At 72.1% G+C, this 16,539-nt stretch carries 14 protein-coding genes; 7 read left to right on the forward strand and 7 right to left on the reverse strand.

The genetic code is table 11. The features are described from left to right. Window positions 1–135: 135 nt before the first annotated feature. Both O3X23_RS09390 and O3X23_RS09395 read left to right on the forward strand, forming a co-directional pair. Complete coding sequence (locus O3X23_RS09390) at window positions 136–543, forward strand: VOC family protein (protein ID WP_269270788.1); 408 nt, start codon at window positions 136–138, stop codon at window positions 541–543. Window positions 544–648: 105 nt separating this feature from the next. Beyond that, window positions 649–1,254: a GOLPH3/VPS74 family protein gene (locus O3X23_RS09395; RefSeq protein WP_269270789.1), complete on the forward strand. Its 606-nt coding sequence runs from the start codon at window positions 649–651 to the stop codon at window positions 1,252–1,254. A gap of 8 nt (window positions 1,255–1,262) precedes the next feature. Here the strand turns inward: O3X23_RS09395 and O3X23_RS09400 are convergent, their stop codons facing one another. Continuing rightward, window positions 1,263–2,156 (reverse strand): LLM class flavin-dependent oxidoreductase, encoded by an 894-nt coding sequence (locus O3X23_RS09400; RefSeq protein ID WP_269270790.1) that lies wholly within the window; start codon window positions 2,154–2,156, stop codon window positions 1,263–1,265. 212 nt (window positions 2,157–2,368) lie between these two features. On the opposite strand from O3X23_RS09400, the gene O3X23_RS09405 reads away from it, so the two are divergent. The 3 genes from O3X23_RS09405 to O3X23_RS09415 are packed head-to-tail and all read left to right on the forward strand — an operon-like array spanning window position 2,369 to window position 6,076. Continuing rightward, window positions 2,369–2,962, forward strand: a complete 594-nt coding sequence (locus O3X23_RS09405) for a 2Fe-2S iron-sulfur cluster-binding protein (RefSeq protein WP_269270791.1) — start codon at window positions 2,369–2,371, stop codon at window positions 2,960–2,962. Next, window positions 2,959–3,942 (forward strand): FAD binding domain-containing protein, encoded by a 984-nt coding sequence (locus O3X23_RS09410; protein WP_269270792.1) that lies wholly within the window; start codon window positions 2,959–2,961, stop codon window positions 3,940–3,942. The genes O3X23_RS09405 and O3X23_RS09410 overlap by 4 nt, the downstream gene beginning before the upstream one ends. A gap of 28 nt (window positions 3,943–3,970) precedes the next feature. Next, a complete protein-coding gene (locus tag O3X23_RS09415) occupies window positions 3,971–6,076 on the forward strand; it encodes a xanthine dehydrogenase family protein molybdopterin-binding subunit (protein WP_269270793.1) in 2,106 nt (701 codons plus the stop codon). A gap of 41 nt (window positions 6,077–6,117) precedes the next feature. Here O3X23_RS09415 and O3X23_RS09420 read toward each other — a convergent pair whose 3' ends face one another. Continuing rightward, entirely contained in the window at window positions 6,118–6,666 is a 549-nt protein-coding gene (locus O3X23_RS09420) for a hypothetical protein (protein WP_269270794.1), read from the reverse strand. Window positions 6,667–7,007: 341 nt separating this feature from the next. Between O3X23_RS09420 and O3X23_RS09425 the strand changes: the two genes are divergently transcribed. Further along, window positions 7,008–8,330: a lipase family protein gene (locus tag O3X23_RS09425; RefSeq protein ID WP_269270795.1), complete on the forward strand. Its 1,323-nt coding sequence runs from the start codon at window positions 7,008–7,010 to the stop codon at window positions 8,328–8,330. A 166-nt stretch (window positions 8,331–8,496) separates the two neighbouring features. On the opposite strand, the gene O3X23_RS09430 is transcribed toward O3X23_RS09425, so the two are convergent. Beyond that, window positions 8,497–10,410, reverse strand: coding sequence for a CASTOR/POLLUX-related putative ion channel (locus O3X23_RS09430; protein ID WP_269270796.1), 1,914 nt, complete (start codon window positions 10,408–10,410; stop codon window positions 8,497–8,499). Window positions 10,411–11,162: 752 nt separating this feature from the next. Here O3X23_RS09430 and glsA point away from each other — a divergent pair. Continuing rightward, on the forward strand, window positions 11,163–12,488 hold the full coding sequence (gene glsA, locus O3X23_RS09435; RefSeq protein ID WP_269270797.1) for a glutaminase A: 1,326 nt from the start codon (window positions 11,163–11,165) through the stop codon (window positions 12,486–12,488). A gap of 99 nt (window positions 12,489–12,587) precedes the next feature. Here glsA and O3X23_RS09440 read toward each other — a convergent pair whose 3' ends face one another. From O3X23_RS09440 to O3X23_RS09455, 4 genes are all read right to left on the reverse strand, one after another. Continuing rightward, entirely contained in the window at window positions 12,588–13,667 is a 1,080-nt protein-coding gene (locus O3X23_RS09440) for an alanine racemase (RefSeq protein WP_269270798.1), read from the reverse strand. 188 nt (window positions 13,668–13,855) lie between these two features. Further along, complete coding sequence (locus O3X23_RS09445) at window positions 13,856–14,176, reverse strand: hypothetical protein (protein ID WP_269270799.1); 321 nt, start codon at window positions 14,174–14,176, stop codon at window positions 13,856–13,858. Window positions 14,177–14,429: 253 nt separating this feature from the next. Next, a complete protein-coding gene (locus tag O3X23_RS09450) occupies window positions 14,430–14,981 on the reverse strand; it encodes a DoxX family protein (protein ID WP_269270800.1) in 552 nt (183 codons plus the stop codon). A gap of 224 nt (window positions 14,982–15,205) precedes the next feature. Continuing rightward, window positions 15,206–16,228 (reverse strand): DNA-directed RNA polymerase subunit alpha, encoded by a 1,023-nt coding sequence (locus O3X23_RS09455; RefSeq protein WP_269270801.1) that lies wholly within the window; start codon window positions 16,226–16,228, stop codon window positions 15,206–15,208. Between the last annotated feature and the right edge of the window lie 311 nt (window positions 16,229–16,539).

A 16,539-nucleotide genomic window follows, 5' to 3' on the forward strand; every position in this document is an offset into this window, starting at 1 on the left:
ATGAGGCACCTCACTCACCCTCGATGACAACCCGTTGCCACCACAGTGCCACCGCCAGGCCCCAACACCCCAAAAATCATTCACGGATCACCAGGCCCGGCGAACGTTCGTGGACAACGCACTAGCGTGACTGCCATGGACATCACGATTCACTCGAGCTTCCTCCCGCACGTCGACCCGGAGGCGTCCCTGGCGTTCTACCGCGACGTCCTCGGCTTCGAGGTCCGCAACGACGTCGGGTACAACGGACTGCGCTGGATCACCGTCGGCCCCGCCGGCCAGCCCGGGGTGTCCATCGTCCTGCACCCGCCGGCCGCCGACCCGGGAAACACCGACGCCGAGCGCCGCACCGTCACCGAGATGATGGCCAAGGGCACCTACGCCATCGTCACCCTGGCCACGCCCGACCTCGACGCCACCTTCGAGCGGCTGCAGGCCGGCGCGGAGATCGTCCAGGAGCCGACCGACCAGCCGTACGGCATCCGGGACTGCGCCGTCCGCGATCCCGCGGGCAACCTGATCCGCATCAACGAGATCCGCTGAGCCGCCCCGCCGGCCGCTCCCGCTCCCGATGTCCGGCCGGTCCTCCGGCAACGTAACGTCACCGATGCCTCTGATGTTTCTGCTGTCTCCGATGGGGAGCCCGTCATGACCACTCCGCGGGACTTGTTGATCACCACCATGGACGTCACGTCCAGCCGCCCGGTCGAGCAGGGCGAGCTGTCGCTGGCCCTCGCGGGGGCCGAACTGATCGACCTCATCGCCGCCCGGGCCCTCTCCCTGGACGGCGAGCGCCTGCTGCCCGGACCGCAGCAGGGCCTGGGTGACCGCCTGTTGGACGAGGCGGCGGCGGCGCTCGTCCGCGAGGAGCCGTACGAGTCCGCCGAGGACTGGCTGTGGCGCCGGGGCCGCGACCTGTCCACGGCCTACCACGCCGCTCTGGAGGCGGACGGCGACATCGCACGACCGCGTCACCCGTGGATCCCGCTCAGAACCGGGCCGGCCGAGCTGACCGACTCGCCCGCCCGTCGCCACGCAGCCGAGCGCTGGACGTCGGGCGAGCCCGTCCTGGCGGGCCTCGCGGCCGCTGTGGGCCTCCACGACAAGCCGACCGAAGAGCTCGCGGACCTCGGCGACGACGCCGTCGTGACCGTCCTGGCCGCCGTCCACGAGGCGGTCACGGAGCTGGAAGGCGTGCGGCAGCGGCGGCGGATCGAGGAGGCGGCCTTCGACAACATCTGGCGCGGCCAGTAACGAGGGAACTACCCGGTCCCGCCCGCGCGCAGCGCACCGACGGCCGCCTCCACCTGCCGCAGCGGCTCGGGTCCCACCGCCCGCAGCACCACGGTGTCGGCCCCCGCCGCCCACAGCTCGCGCACCCGCGCGGCGGCCGCGTCGGCGGGGCCGGTCGCGGCGAACACCTGCTCGACCGGTCGGCCCAGCCACTCGCCGTGACCCGCCAGCGCGGGCCCGACCGTGGCCTCGAGCCGTGCCGGGTCGACCTCGACGCAGAGGAACGCGAACACGGTCAGGCTGTGCTCGGCGCCGGTCCGCCCGCCCTTCTCCATGTGCCCCCGTGCGGCCGCCAGATCGGCGGGACCGTGTCCCTCCGCGATGATCGCGCCGTCCGCGACCCGCCCCGCCAACTCCAGCGAACGGGGTCTGACCACCCCGGCCACCACCGGCGGAACGACCGTGGGCGGATGCACCAGCCGCACCCCGTCCAGCTGGACCTCCCGTCCGTCGATGCTCACCTGCTCGCCGCGCAGCAGACCACGCACCGCCGTCACCGTCTCCTCCAGCAGCGCCAGCGGACTGCGCGGCGCGACCCCGGCCTTCACCATCCACTCGCGCACCCCGTGGCCGACGCCCGCCGTCAGACGTCCGGGGAACATCCTCGCCAGCGCCGCCAGTTCCATCGCGAGCAGTGCCGGATTCCGCAGCGGTGCGGGCGCGATGCCGATCCCCACCCGCAGTTCCCGGGTCGCCGCCAGCGCGGTGGCGGCGGACGCGATGGATCCGGCCCACTCCAGGTCCTCCACCACCCAGAGGTCGTCGACGCCCAGCCCCTCCATCGCCCGCGCGAAGTCCGGCAGCCCCTCCGGGGCCCAGTCGCGGTCGTACATCACACCGACGCGCTTCCCAAGATCAGTCATGGCCCGAACGCTACGCAGCGCAGCGGCGGCCGCGCAACGGCCCCGACGAGGCGCCGTCGGCGCTGGTCCTCACCCGGATTCCGATCCGTCACCCGGACGGAGTCGCCCGCTGCGCGGGCGCGGGGGCCGCCGCGCAGACTGGACGGACGGCCCGGTGCCGGGCCCGGGAGGATTCGCCGCCGGCTCGGCGGAGGAGACGCCGGGGTGAGCGCATGGGGCGTGACGAAGGGGGCAACGGCGTGGAGCCGACCGCAGGCCACCACAGCAGCACCGGAGACGAGCGGGAGACCGCGACCCGCTCGCGGATCACCCTGCGCGTCAACGGAGTCGCGCACGCGCTGGAGCTCGACCACCGCACCACCGTGCTCGACGCGCTGCGCGAGCACCTGGACCTCACCGGTGCGAAGAAGGGCTGCGATCACGGGCAGTGCGGTGCGTGCACGGTGCTGGTCGACGGCGCGCGGGCCAACAGCTGCCTGCTGCTGGCGGTCGCCGCCGACGGTGTGCCCATCACCACCGTCGAAGGACTGTCCGACGGTGACCGGCTCCATCCGGTGCAGGAGTCGTTCCTCGCGCGGGACGCGTTGCAGTGCGGGTACTGCACGCCCGGCCAGGTCTGCTCGGCGGTGGGTGTCCTGGCCGAGGCGGCCGCGGGCCACCCCTCCCTCGTCACCGCGCCCGTTGCGGCACCCGAGGGGCCGGTGCACCTGACCGGCGAGGAGATCCGGGAGCGGATGAGCGGCAACCTGTGCCGCTGCGGCGCCTACCCCAACATCGTCGACGCGATCGAGGACATGAACCGGTGAAGCCCTTCGCGTACCACCGTCCCGCGGACGCCGACGGAGCCGTCGCCGCCTACGCCGCGAACCCCGGAGCCCGCTACCTCGCGGGCGGGACCAACCTCGTCGACCTGATGAAGCGCGGTGTCGAGAGCCCGGGCAGCCTCATCGACGTCGGCAGGCTGCCGCTGGACCGGATCGAAGAGGTGGCGGAAGGCGGCCTGCGGATCGGGGCGACCGTGCGCAACAGCGATCTCGCCGCGCACCCGGTGATCCGCAGCCGCTACCCGGTGCTGTCGCAGGCGATCCTCGCCGGTGCCTCCGGGCAGTTGCGCAACACGGCGACCACCGGCGGGAACCTGCTGCAGCGCACCCGGTGCACGTACTTCCAGGACACGTCCAAGCCCTGCAACAAGCGCACGCCGGGCACCGGGTGCCCAGCCCGCGAAGGCGTCCACCGCGACCTGGCCGTCCTCGGGCACTCGGAAGCCTGTGTGGCCACCAACCCGTCGGACATGGCGGTGGCGCTGAGCGCCCTGGACGCCGTCGTCCTGCTGCTCGGTCCGGACGGGGAGCGCGCCGTCCCGGTCACCGGCTTCCACCGGCTGCCCGGCGACCGGCCCGACAGCGACAGCGAGATCCGCCCGGGAGAGCTGATCACCGGGGTGGAACTCCCCCCGCCCCCCGCCGGGCACTCCGCGTACCGCAAGGTCCGCGACCGGGCCTCGTACGCCTTCGCGCTGGTCTCCATCGCCGCGGTGCTCGACGTACGGGACGGCACGATCACCGAGGCGGCCCTGGCCTTCGGCGGCCTGGCCCACAAACCGTGGCGCGCGCGAGCGGCCGAGGAGGCGCTGCGCGGGGCACCCGCCACCGAGGTGACCTTCGCCCGGGCCGCCGACGCCGAACTCGCCGCCGCCCGGCCGCTGCGCGACAACGGCTTCAAGGTGCCACTCGCCCGCAACCTCACGGTGAGTCTGCTGGCCGAGCTCGCCACCCGCTCATGAGCACCCGCCAGGACATGAGGAGCCGACCATGAGCCACTCGATCCCCCCGCTGGGCACGCCCGCGGCGCGCCGCGAGGGCCGCGACAAAGTCATGGGCGCCGCTCGGTACGCGGCCGAGCACACGCCGCCGGGCTGTGCCTACGCCTGGCCGGTTCCCGCCACGGTCCCGTGCGGCAGCGTCGTCGCCGTCCACACCGCTGAGGCGCTGGCGCTGCCCGGGGTCCTCGCCGTCCTCACCCACGAGAGCGCACCGCGCCTGGAGAAGCCCGACGACGCGACCCTGTCGGTCCTTCAGGACGCCCACGTCCCGCACCGCGGCTGGTACGTCGCGCTGGCCGTCGCGGAGACCATCGAGGAGGCCCGCGCGGCTGCAGGCGCGGTACGCGTCGAGTACGCCCCCACCGCGCACGACGTGGTGCTCACGGCGGACCATCGCGGCCTGTACACCCCGGACACGGCCAACGGCGGTGAACCGTCCACCACCGAACGGGGCGACTTCGACGCCTCGTTCGACGCGGCACCGGTGCGCGTCGACGCGACCTACACGATGAGCGCGCTGCACAACCACCCCATGGAACCGCACGCGTCCACCGCGCACTGGCACGACGGGCACCTGACGGTGCACGACGCGAGCCAGGGGTCCACGACCGTCCGGAACACCCTGGCGGCGATGTTCTCGCTCGATGCCGACCAGATTACCGTGTACTCCGAGCACGTGGGAGGGGGCTTCGGCTCCAAGGGCACACCACGCCCGCATGTGGTGCTGGCCACGATGGCGACCCTGCACACCGGACGGCCGGTCAAGCTCTCCCTGCCGCGCCACCACCTGCCGGCCGTGGTGGGCCACCGGGCCCCGACCATCCAACGGGTCCGGCTGGGAGCCGGCCAGGACGGAGTGATCGCCGCCCTCGCCCATGACGTGATCACCCAGACCTCCACCATCAAGGAGTTCGTGGAGCAGGCCGCCGTCCCCGCCCGCATCATGTACGCCTCCCCGAACAGCCGGACCACCCACCGGGTGACCGCCCTGGACGTGCCGACCCCGTCCTGGATGCGGGGGCCGGGCGAAACCCCGGGCATGTACGCCCTGGAGTCGGCGATGGACGAACTCGCCGTCGCCACGGGCGTGGACCCCGTCGAACTGCGCCTGCGCAACGAGCCGTCGATCGATCCCGACAGCGGACACCCCTTCAGCAGCCGTGGCCTCGTCGCCTGTCTGCGGGAGGGAGCGGTCCGCTTCGACTGGGCCCGCCGCGACCCGCGACCGGGCATCCGCCGCGAAGGGAACCTGCTCCTGGGCACGGGTGTCGCGTCCGCCACGTACCCGGTCCTCGTCTCGGCCAGCAGCAGCACCGCGCAGGCGGCACCCGACGGTTCCTACCTGATCCGCGTCAACGCCACCGACATCGGCACCGGTGCCCGCACCGTCCTGGCGCAGATCGCCGCCACCGCGCTGGAGGTCCCGCTCGAAGTGGTGACCATCGAGGTGGGCAGCAGCGACCTGCCCTCCGCCCCGCTGGCCGGCGGCTCGTCGGGCACCGCCTCCTGGGGGTGGGCGGTCCACAAGGCCTGCCGCACCCTCGTCGACCAACTGCGCGGCCTGAGCGGGGACCTCCCGGCGGCCGGGGTGACCGTCCGGGTGGACACCGAGCAGGAGACGGAGTCCGAGCCGCCGTACGCGCGGCACGCCTTCGGCGCGCACTTCGCCGAGGTCCAGGTCGACACCACGTCGGGTGAGGTGCGCGTGCGCCGCCTGCTGGGCGTCTACGCGGCCGGCCGGATCCTCAACCCGCGTACCGCGCGGTCCCAGTTCATCGGCGGGATGACCATGGGCCTGGGCATGGCCCTGATGGAGGGCAGCACCCTCGACCCGCTCTTCGGGGACTTCGCCGAGAACGACCTGGCCTCCTACCACGTACCGGCCTGCGCGGACGTCCCCGCCATCGAGGCGCACTGGATCGAGGAGGAGGACGCCCACCTCAACCCCATGGGCAGCAAGGGCATCGGCGAGATCGGCACCGTCGGCACGGCGGCCGCCATCGGAAACGCCCTGCACCACGCGACAGGGGCCCGGTTGCGGGAACTGCCCATGACGCCGGACCGCGTCCTCCCGCACCTGCCCGCTACCGGCTGAACGCCTTCGGCCGCTTTCGGTCGCCCTCGGCCCGCGAAGCCCTACCGGACCGCCGCGGACTGGCGGCCGACGCCGCCGAGGCGCTCGTCCATCCGCGTCAGCCGACGCAGGACGCGACGGTTCATCCACACCAGCCAGACGAAGAACACCACTCCGAAGACCGCGGCCACGGCACCGCTGGTAGTGCGTCCCCTCACGAACCAGAGCACCGCCGGTGCGCAGCAGAAGATCGCCATCAGCGGGAGCGCCCACTTCTGATTGCGCTGGATCTTCCCCAGCCGCCGCCGCACCAAACGGCCCATCGCCTCGCGCTCGGCGGGGTCGTCGGGCAGTTCCTCCTTCATGATGCGGCGGTCCAGCGACGGTACGGTGCCGGCCTCGGCGCCGATCGCGGTGGCGTCCCTCCGGCGGCGCCGGATCGCCCGCCAGGTCACCACCCCGCAGACCCCCACGCCGCCCGCGACGGCACTGGGCCAGCCGTCGAGCCCGTTCAGGGCCAGCCGCGCGCCGACCCACATGATCAGGACGAGGCCGGCCATCATCCACCAGCGGTCCCGGATCGCGGGCTTCGGTCTCTGCTGTGTCGTCACCGGACTCACCTTTCGACGTCGAGAGCGGATGCCGCACCCGCCTCCCCAGCGGATACCCCCGAACCCCGGACCGACGCGCGGCGGAAGACGCCGCACAGCTCGGTACGGGGCGCCATAGGCCCCTGACCACAGTGGAGTTGACCGCTTCCGGATCGCCGCCGGGTGACACTCCGGCCGCCCCGCCCGCGGACACTTCGGTGAGCACCCCGCGGTCGCCTTGTGCGGGACGGACAGTCCCCGGCCCGTCAACTGTGAGTTCGCGGACTACCCTCTCCACCCGCCACCTTCGTACCGTCACCGCGTTCGCTCCACGAGCCCGATGCATGCGAAGGGACCGCACCATGGCGAGAACGACCACGAGGCGCCTGGCCCTGTGCGCCACGACCGCAGTACTGAGCGCCGCCCTGTCACTGCCCGCTCTGCCCGCCGGGGCCGTCACCGCGGGAGCGGAGACGGCCGGGGGCACCCCGACCGCGACGACGTGCACCGCCGCCGACGGCGAGATCTACACGCCGCCGGAAGAGGCGCCTGCCACCCCGGGAACCGTCGTCGCGTGCCGCCGCGTCACGCTGACCCAGGTACCCGGCAACATCGCGATGACCGCCTGGAAAGTGCAGTACAGCTCCACCGACAACACCGGCGCGCCGGTGGCCGTCTCCGGCACCGTGGCCGTCCCGTCGAAGGCGTGGACGGGTCCCGGCGCCCGTCCGATCGTCGCCTTCAACCCCGGCACGCTGGGCCTGGGTCCGCAGTGCGCCTTCTCCAAGCAGCTCGCGGGCGCCTTCCAGGACGAGTACGAGGGCGACAACATAGCCGCGCTGCTCAAGGCCGGTTACGCGGTCGCCGCGACCGACGGCGCGGGCTACCTGGACGGGCAGGTGCACCCGTACGTGTCCGGAGCCGACGCCGGCCACGCCCTGCTGGACATCGCGCGGGCAGCCCCCTCCGTACCCGGCAGTGGTCTCTCGGCCCGGGCCGGCGTCGCGCTGTGGGGGTACTCCGAAGGGGGCGCCGCCAGTCTCTGGGCCGCCCAGCTCGCCCACGGCTACGCCCCGGAGCTGAAGGTCGTCGGCGTCGCCTCCGGCGGCGTGCCGGGCGACCTGAAGGTCGTCGCGCCGGCTCTCAACGGCGGCGCCTTCGCCGGCTTCCTCGCCGACGCGGCGATCGGGATGGCCACCAGCCACCCCCAACTGCCGTTCACCGAACTCCTCAACAGCACCGGCGAGGACGTCATCGCCCGCGCGGAGACGGTGTGCCTGGTCGGCACCGTCGCCGGGTTCGCCGGCGCGCGGATCGAGAGCTACACCACCAACGGCTACACGCTGGAACAGCTCTACACGCTGGCCGGGCCCGACGGCACGACCTGGGGCGAGGTGCTGGACGCGCAGAAGCTGGGTGTGGGCGTCGGGCCTTCCCGGTCCTCGGCCACCTACCCGATCGGGTTCCCGGTGCTGCAGTACAAGGGGCTGGTGGACGAGGTCATCCCCGGCGCCACCGAGGACGCCACCCGGGCCGCGTACTGCCGGTCCGGGATCACCACGACCTGGAAGACCTACCCGGGCGACCATCTCCTCGCCGACCAGCAGGCCGTCGGCGACGTGGTGGCATGGCTGGGCGACCGCTTCCAGGGCAAGTGGGACCTGGGCAACTGCCTGCTCCCCTGAACGGACCGCCGGTGTGCGCGTAGGCCCCCTGACGTGCGCGTCGGACCGCCGACCGGACCCCCGCGGAAGCACACGGGTGACCTGCGCAAGCTGCCCGTCGTCACTCAGGTGATGACGGGCAGCCGCGGCACACGAGCGCCCGCTCCTTCGGGACGCGGGTCGCCGTTCAGCTCTCCGCGAGCACGATCACCCAGTCCTCCGCCGTGAGACGCACCGCGTGCCGCTTGTCGGGGTTGATCCGCACCCCGTACGCCGGGCCTGTCGCGGCCTGTGCGCGCAGCCGGTACCCGAGGGCGCACTCGTGGCGCTGACGTGCTGAGGCGACGACGGTGGCGAACGTGACCTCCTCCCCCGCGCGCACGTAGTCGGCCGCGGGTTTGAGGTACAGCTCGCTCCCCCGCGGGGTGAACAGCTCGTCGAAGAGACCGGCCAGGTAGGGGCTCTCCGAGATCTGGGTCATCAGCAGGCTGATGAGCCGACCGCTGACGATGAAGTCGACTCCCGCACGCACCGGCGCGAGCAGCCGGTTGCGGTCGTCGGTCATCTCCGTGGTGAGGGGGATCTCCCGGCCCGCGGCTTCCTCGACCGCCCGCAGGTGCAGGAGCGTGACCAGCGTCCTGTCGTCCGCCTCCGCCGCCCGGGTGGTCGTGGAGGTGGCGGCGGGTGCGTGAGGGCCGGTGTCTCCGACGACGATGACGCTGTCGTACGCGAGGATGTTCAGCCCGTCCAGCACGCGCGGATCCGTGGTGTCCGCACGGTGGAACACCACGTCGAGGTGTCGGCCGGCGCCCGGTGCCGCCGGGGTGCCGGCCGGCGTCGGTCCGTCCCCGAGCGCCACGACGTCGAGGGTGGTGGGGGCGCTCCGGTGGAGGGCGAGTTGATCGAGGATGAGGGGGCCGCGGCGGTTCCAGCCGAGCATCAGGAGCCGTTGTGCGGTCGGGGGCCGGGCGGTGGCCGGGACGATCGCCCCGGTGTCGACGTCGCGGGTCGCGTCCGCCACGACGGCGTTGTCGTCGTCCGCTGCGATGACGATGATCCGGTCGCTCGCGTTGATGGTCGTGCCGGGGTTCGGGTTCAGTGCGATGCCGTCGGCCCGCAGCAGACCGACCACCGAGGCGTTGGAGAAGGCGAGAAGGGCCTCGCCGAAGGAGCGTCCGATGAGTACGGGGGTGGCCACCGTGTAGAACTCGTCCCCCGCGAAGTCGAGCAGTTCCTCGTAGACGAGCGAGAGTCCGGGCTGGCGGGCGGTCTGCACGACGAGGCGGGCGACGATGTCGTCGATGGCCAGGACCCGTCCGCGGGATCCGGCGGCCAGCGTGGCGGTGAGGTGGTTCTGAACGTCCTGGACGGCGGCGACCACGATCGCGTCGCCCGTCTCGGGTGTGAGCGCGTTGAGGGCGAGGAGGGTCTTCACCACGCGGGCATCGCCGTCGTCCCCGTCCGGAGGCAGCACCAGGATGGCCTTCGCGGTCTGCGGACTGACTCTGGCCAGAACGGCGGGATCGGTGGTGCATCCGGTACGGCAGACGATGGAGGTGGTGCCGGTGTCCCCCAGACGGGCGGCGATCTCCTCCTCCATCTCCACCTTGTCCCTGGCGGCCAGGACCGTGACGATGGACCGGCGCTGGTTGGTGTTGGCGGTGACCAGCTCCGCGAGCACGGAGAAGATGGCATCGGACCAGCCCAGTACGACGGTGTGCCGCGCTTCGAGCACCGCGGAGTGGCCCATGCGCAGCTCCAGGATGCGCTGGTTGATGCCCGTGGTGATCAGGCTGACCAGAGCCGAGACGAACAGCAGGGCGACCAGCGCGAGCAGGATGGATGCCAGCACGTACAGGGGTGAGCCGACCGCACCCCCGATCTTCAGCGTCTGCCCGACGCTGACCCAGACGGCCGCGAGCCGGCCGGAGAAGGTGGCCGGGGGCCGGCGATCGGTCCACACGAGCACCACGCTCACCGGGACGACGGCGCCCAGGCAGGCGAGGGTGAGCCAGCCGATGAGAGCGGGGGTGCTGCGCGACACGAGATTGTCGAAGCGATACTGCAGGCGCCGCCAGAGCGACGCGACGTGCTGCACCATGCACCCCCTGCATGAGGCGCCGCGGCCGTCCGCCGACGACCCGCCATCGTGCACGTCACGTTAGGGAAGTTCCGACGGCACGCGGCCCGAAGTCGATACCGCTCACCCGGAGGTATGAATCGGGGACGCGAACACGGCCCGACGTTTAAGTGGACCGAGCGGGGTACCCGGTCTACAGGGGGCAACGCGGCGGCCGGCAAGGTGCGGCCGCGGCCCGACATTCATCCTGGGGAAGAGGAAACTCGCATGTACATAGGTCTCGGTACCGTCGTCCTCATCGTGATCATCATCGCTGTCGTGATGTTCCTGCGGCGCGGCTGATCGCACCGCGCGGAACGTGCGCACTCGCCCGCGTGGCAGTGCTCCACCGGGATCGTGGTCACTCGCCCGCCGACGCGGCGGGCGGGTTCCACGGCGCCCCGCGGAACCCGGCGGGCCGCTCGACGCGACGGCTGCCAGAATCGACATGTTGGCCTTCGGTGCCGCCCTGTGCGGGTGACCGGAGGCTGTTTTCATGCCCTTCTTCCCCCGGAAGGGTGAGCGGCCCGGGGGACCGCCCGCCCTCCCCCGGGCTGCGGGGACGGCTGCGACGAGGAAAAATGGGAGGTCCCGCCGCCAGGAGACGTCATGGGACGCACCACCATCCGACGATCCGGCCTCCGTGCGCCCGCGCCGGAACACCTGTCCGGGCTCGTGTCCGCGCTCGTGTGCGTACCCGTGGCCGTGTGCGTACCCGTGGCCGTGTCGCGGCCGTGAGTTCCCCCCGCGGCGGCGTGGACGTCGTCACCGAGGCGCTGGCGGAGCTGCACGGCCGCTACGGAGCGCTGTCCGACGGCCGGGTCGCCGATTACATCCCGCAGCTGGCCTTCGCGGACCGTGACTGTTTCGGCCTGGCGCTGATGAGCCTGGACGGTCACGGCTACCGCGCCGGGCGGTGCGGAGTGTCCTTCACGCTCCAGTCCCTGACCAAGCCGTTCGTCCTGGCCCTCGTACTGGCGGAACTCGGCGCCGACGAGGTGGGGCGCAGTGTCGGAGCCGAGCCCAGTGGTGAGGCGTTCAACGCCATCAGCCTCGACGCGGCGACGGGCCGGCCCGCGAACCCGATGATCAACGCCGGCGCCATCGCGGTCACGGCCCTGGTCCCGGCCACCGGGCCCGCCGAGCGGTTCGCCCGGATCCTGGACTGCCTCGGGCGGTTCGCCGGCCGCACCCTGTACGTGGACGAGGACGTCTACCGTTCCGAGGTCGCGACGGGCGACCGCAACCGGGCTCTGGCGTATCTGATGCGCGGAACCGGCGTCCTGCGGAGCGATCCGGGCGAAGCGGTCGACATGTACTTCCGGCAGTGCGCCGTACGGGCCACGGTGACCGATCTGGCGGTGATGGGGGCCACGCTGGCCAACGGCGGGATCAACCCGGTGACGGGAGAACGCGTCGTTCCCGAACCGGTGGCGATGCGGGTGCTGTCGGTGATGGCCATGTGCGGGATGTACGACGCCGCCGGAAGCTGGATGCTGAACGTGGGGCTGCCGGCGAAGAGCGGCGTGTCCGGCGGCCTGGTCGCCGTCAGCCCGGCCCGCTTCGGGATCGCCGTCCACAGCCCGCCCCTGGACGCGGTCGGCAACCCCGTCCGGGGTGTCGCGGCCCTGCGGGAGCTGTCCGAGCGCTTCGGGCTGCACCTGATGCACAACGCCGCGCCGGGCGCGCCGACCGTGCCGCTGTCGACGACCACGAGCGGCGGACGGATCGCGCTCATCGTGGCCCAGGGCCGGCTCGACTTCACCGCGGCCGAGCGTGTGCTGTTCGCGCTGGAACAGCGGCGGGCGGGCGCGCCGGGCGGGCTCGTCCTCGACCTGGGCCGCGTGTCCGGCATGGAGCCCGCCGCCAAAGCGATGCTGGAGCGCGCGCTGACCCTGCTCATGGAGGGCGGCCACGACGTGACCGTGGTCGGGGACCTCCCCTTCCGGACCCACGGTGCGTGGCGGCGCTCGACGGACCGCGCCCAGGCGCTGGCAGCCGCCGAGCAGACCCTGACCACCGCCCGCGACCACCCCCCGGACACCGACCGGGACCGCTGACCGGCAGTGCTCCGCGGGCCGGCCCCGGCGCCCCGGCCCCGGCACCACCCTTACGGGGAACAACCTGCGCCGACCGGGCAGTCACCCTGCTGGGGCCGCTCAGACCGTCTCGAGGGTCCGCTCCGGCGTCGTGGGCCAGGACTGGGACGGGCAGTCGACGACCCGGTCCGGGCGGGTCACGGTGTGCCCCAGACGTGCCACCAGTTCGCCACCCGTCTCCGGCTCCGGCACGTCGTGCGGCACGAAGAGCACCGACACCTGCAGATGCGGCGGCTCGGCGAACCAGCGCCGTCGGCCCGCCCAGACGAAGGGCGACAGGAGGTGGTTGGTGGTGGCCAGACCGAGGCGGGCCGCGTTCTTGGCGCGGGGCACCACGCCGTGCAGGTCCTTCGGCGCTTCCAGGCCCACCCCGTGCGCGGTACCGCCCGCGACGACCACCAGGCAGCCGTCGGAGGGCGCCCTGCCCTGCCGGTTGCCGAACCGTTCCCCCTTCACGACGCGCCTGACCTCCAGGACCGTCGCGCGAAATTGAGTGGCCTCCAGGTCGCCCAGCCACAACCGGGTCTCTATGCGGGCGCGGAAGCGCGTGTGGGGAAACCGTTCCTGCACCGCGTCGAGTTCAGCCGCCTCCAGATGGCTGACGAACATCGTGTGCACGGGCAGATCCGCGGCACGCAGGCGCTCCACGCACGCGATGACCTCACCGACGGCGTCCAGGCCGCCGGCCCGGTTCAGCGGCAGGTGGATGGCGAACCCCTCCAGGCTGACGTCCTCGACACCGGAGCGCAGCAGGTGCAGATCGCGCTCGCCGACGCCCGGCGACCTCATGCTGCTCATCACCTCGACCACGACCCGGGCTCCTCGCAGGCCGCGCAGGCTCTCGACGCACGCCACCGACCGGATCACCCGCCCCGGCAGCGCCGGCGCTTCCTCGCCGCGCCAGTAGGGCGAGAGGACCAGCACCTTGCCGCTGTACACATCCTTCATCCGGGCTGCCTCGTAGGTCGTTCCGACCGCGATGACATCCGCCTCCAGGCGCCGGGACTCCTCGGCCAGAACCTCGTGGCCGAAGCCGAAGCCGTTGCCCCTCACCACCGGGACCATCCCGGGGAACTGCCGGGTCACCGAGTCCTGATGCGCTCTCCAGCGCACGGGGTCGACGTAGAGCGTGAGCGCCATGACCGGTGACCTCCTTCTCGCAACTGCGCGACGCGCAAGGGTGAAACTGTCGGCAAGTACGGGCACCGTCAAGCGTCCGTTCACTGCCGGCCGCAATGCAGCGCAGAGCCACATGACCTGCGCGATCCATGGGGCGAGCCGCGAAGGAACGCTCCGACGGAACTCCCGGCGACCCGCGACCGGCGGCCCTAAGGGGCGATCGGGCGGTCGGAGAGGTGGGCGAGTTCGGTGAAGAACGCGCGGTAGAGCGGCTCGTCGGCGGTGGGGATCTCGACGGTGGCGAGCAGATGTCGCGAACTCGCCGTACTGGCGTAGATCGGTGCGCCGAGCTCCTCGACGTTGCCGAAGTGCAGTCGGGTCACGCCGCCCTTGCGCGCCTCGGCGCGTACCTTCACCCAGTGCAGCGGGGTCCGGTACGACCCGATGATGCGGTTGCGCCGGAACAGCTCGAAGATTCCGTGGTCGACCCGCAGGTGCACGTCACCGTGCTCGAAGACCTTCGGTTCCACGTCAGGCCACCCGTCGGTCGGCGGTGACCAGGCCGCAGAGCCCGAACACCCCCCGGTCCACGCGCAGGTGTAAGTCCCCGTAATCGAACGTGAGCGGATCCATGCCGCAGAAGGTACCGCGATTTCGCGTTGGTGATCACGTGGATCCCGAGGAATCAGGGCGCTCGAAGCGGCCCGCGGCCCGCCGCCCGTCGGGGGACGCAAGGGGCCCGGATCGACCGAACCCGGGGCGGCGGGCCTGCTGTCGGTTCTGCTATCCGACGGGAAGGTGCTTGCGTACCGTGTGCGCCGCGGATCCGAGGTCGCCGACCGAGCGGGCCGCCGCGGCCTGGGCCTTGCGCCCGGCACGTCGCGCGCCGCGCCGGCCGCGGCCGGCGGCCTGCTGGGAGCGGTACGCCAGCGAGGGCTTTCCGTGGGTGTCGGCGGCGGCGATCGCCAGGCCGCCCAGCAGGGAGAGGTTCTTGTAGAAGTGGATCTTCTGCTGGGACCGCTCGTCCGGGTCGTCGACCGTCCAGTAGGCGTGCGCGGCCAGGGTCGTGGGCACCAGCGTCGCGGCGAGCGCGAGGGAGGCCAGCCGGGGGAAGCGCCCCAGTGCCAGCAGAACGCCGGCGCCGATCTGCACGCCCGCGTTGATCCGTACGAATTGTTCGGGGTCCTTCTCCAGCGACGGGACCTGCTCGGTGATGCGCCGGACGACCGGCTCGGCGGCCGGCGCCAGCGCCTCGGAGTTCCGCAGCGCGGAATAGCCGCCTGTGATGAAGGTCGAGGCCAGCAGGGGCCGGGCGCATTTCCTCAGAACTGTCATGGGATGCGGGTGCCCGGCCCGGCGACGTGCATTCCTGGGCCGGGGCAGCCGTTGGGCGCCACCGGATCTTCCTACCCGGGTGGCCCATGGCGGGGCCACCCGGCGCGCCGGATCACCCCCACCGCGGGCAGCGGGCCGCCGGAGCTGTGCGGGGCGCCGGCCCCGGCTCCCCGCACACCTCCGGCGGAAGCAGTCCGCCGCCGTCCGGCGTCATGCCGCACCGCTCAGTACTGCTCGGTCTCCTGGTACCCGGTGTTCCCGTCGTCCTCGGCGTTGAACGCCTCGACGGCGGTGGTCGGGTCGAACCCGGGCGGGCTGTCCCTGAGGGTCAGGCCCATGCCGGCCAGCTTCATCTTGACCTCGACGATCGACTTGCCGCCGAAGTTGCGGATGTCGAGGAGGTCCGCCTCGGACCGCGCCGTGAGTTCGCCCACCGAGTGGACGCCCTCGCGCTTGAGACAGTTGTACGAACGGACGGTGAGGTCCAGCTCCTCGATCGGCAGCGCCAGATCAGCGGCCAGCGCGGCCACCGTCGGGGACGGGCCCATGTCGATGCCCTCGGCGTCGATATTGAGCTCGCTGGCCAGGCCGAACAGCTCGACCAGGGTCTTGCCGGCCGACGCCAGGGCATCGCGCGGCAGCACCGCCTGCTTGGTCTCGATGTCGACAATCAGCTTGTCGAAGTCGGTGCGCTGCTCGACTCGGGTCGCTTCCACCGTGCAGGTGGCCTTGAGGACCGGGCTGTAGATCGAGTCGACCGGGATCCGGCCGATCTCCTGGCCCTGCTGCTTGTTCTGAACAGCGGAGACGTAGCCGCGGCCGCGCTCGACGGTCAGTTCCACCTCCAGCTTGCCCTGGCCGTTCAAGGTGGCCAGCACCAGGTCGGGGTTGTGCACGGTGACACCGGCCGGGGGCGTGATGTCGGCGGCGGTGACGACTCCCGGCCCCTGCTTGCGCAGGTACATCACCACCGGCTCGTCCTCCTCCGAGGACACCACGAGCTGCTTGATGTTCAGGACGATGTCGGTCACGTCCTCCTTGACGCCCGGCACGGTGGTGAACTCGTGCAGAACGCCGTCGATGCGAATGCTGGTGACGGCCGCACCAGGAATCGACGACAACAGCGCCCGACGCAGCGAGTTTCCCAGGGTGTAGCCGAATCCCGGCTCCAGCGGTTCGATCACGAACCGTGAACGCCACACCTCGACGACCTCTTCGGTCAACGACGGACGCTGAGCGATCAGCACAGGAAAAATCCTCCATACTCCGGCGCCCTGACGCGGCGCCACCACCCGTGACTTTACTGGCGTCGGACGTCCTCCGAGCCGCGCCGTGCTGGCGCGGACGGCTCCGACAGGTTTACGCCTCGCTTCCGAGAGTACGGCCGACCGGCGGATGCCCTGGACTGCATCGATCATTCGCACGAATTCGACGAGGGCGGCCACGCCGCCGGCCACGTCACCCGGATGGTGGAATCCCGCGTGCCGCCGCGCGGGGGACGCGTGGACCTGGCGGTGCCGGGCACCCGTCCCTGTGGTCTGGTGGAGTTCCGAGGATC

It is taken from the genome of Streptomyces sp. H39-S7, assembly GCF_027158205.1.
Taxonomy (GTDB): domain Bacteria; phylum Actinomycetota; class Actinomycetes; order Streptomycetales; family Streptomycetaceae; genus Actinacidiphila.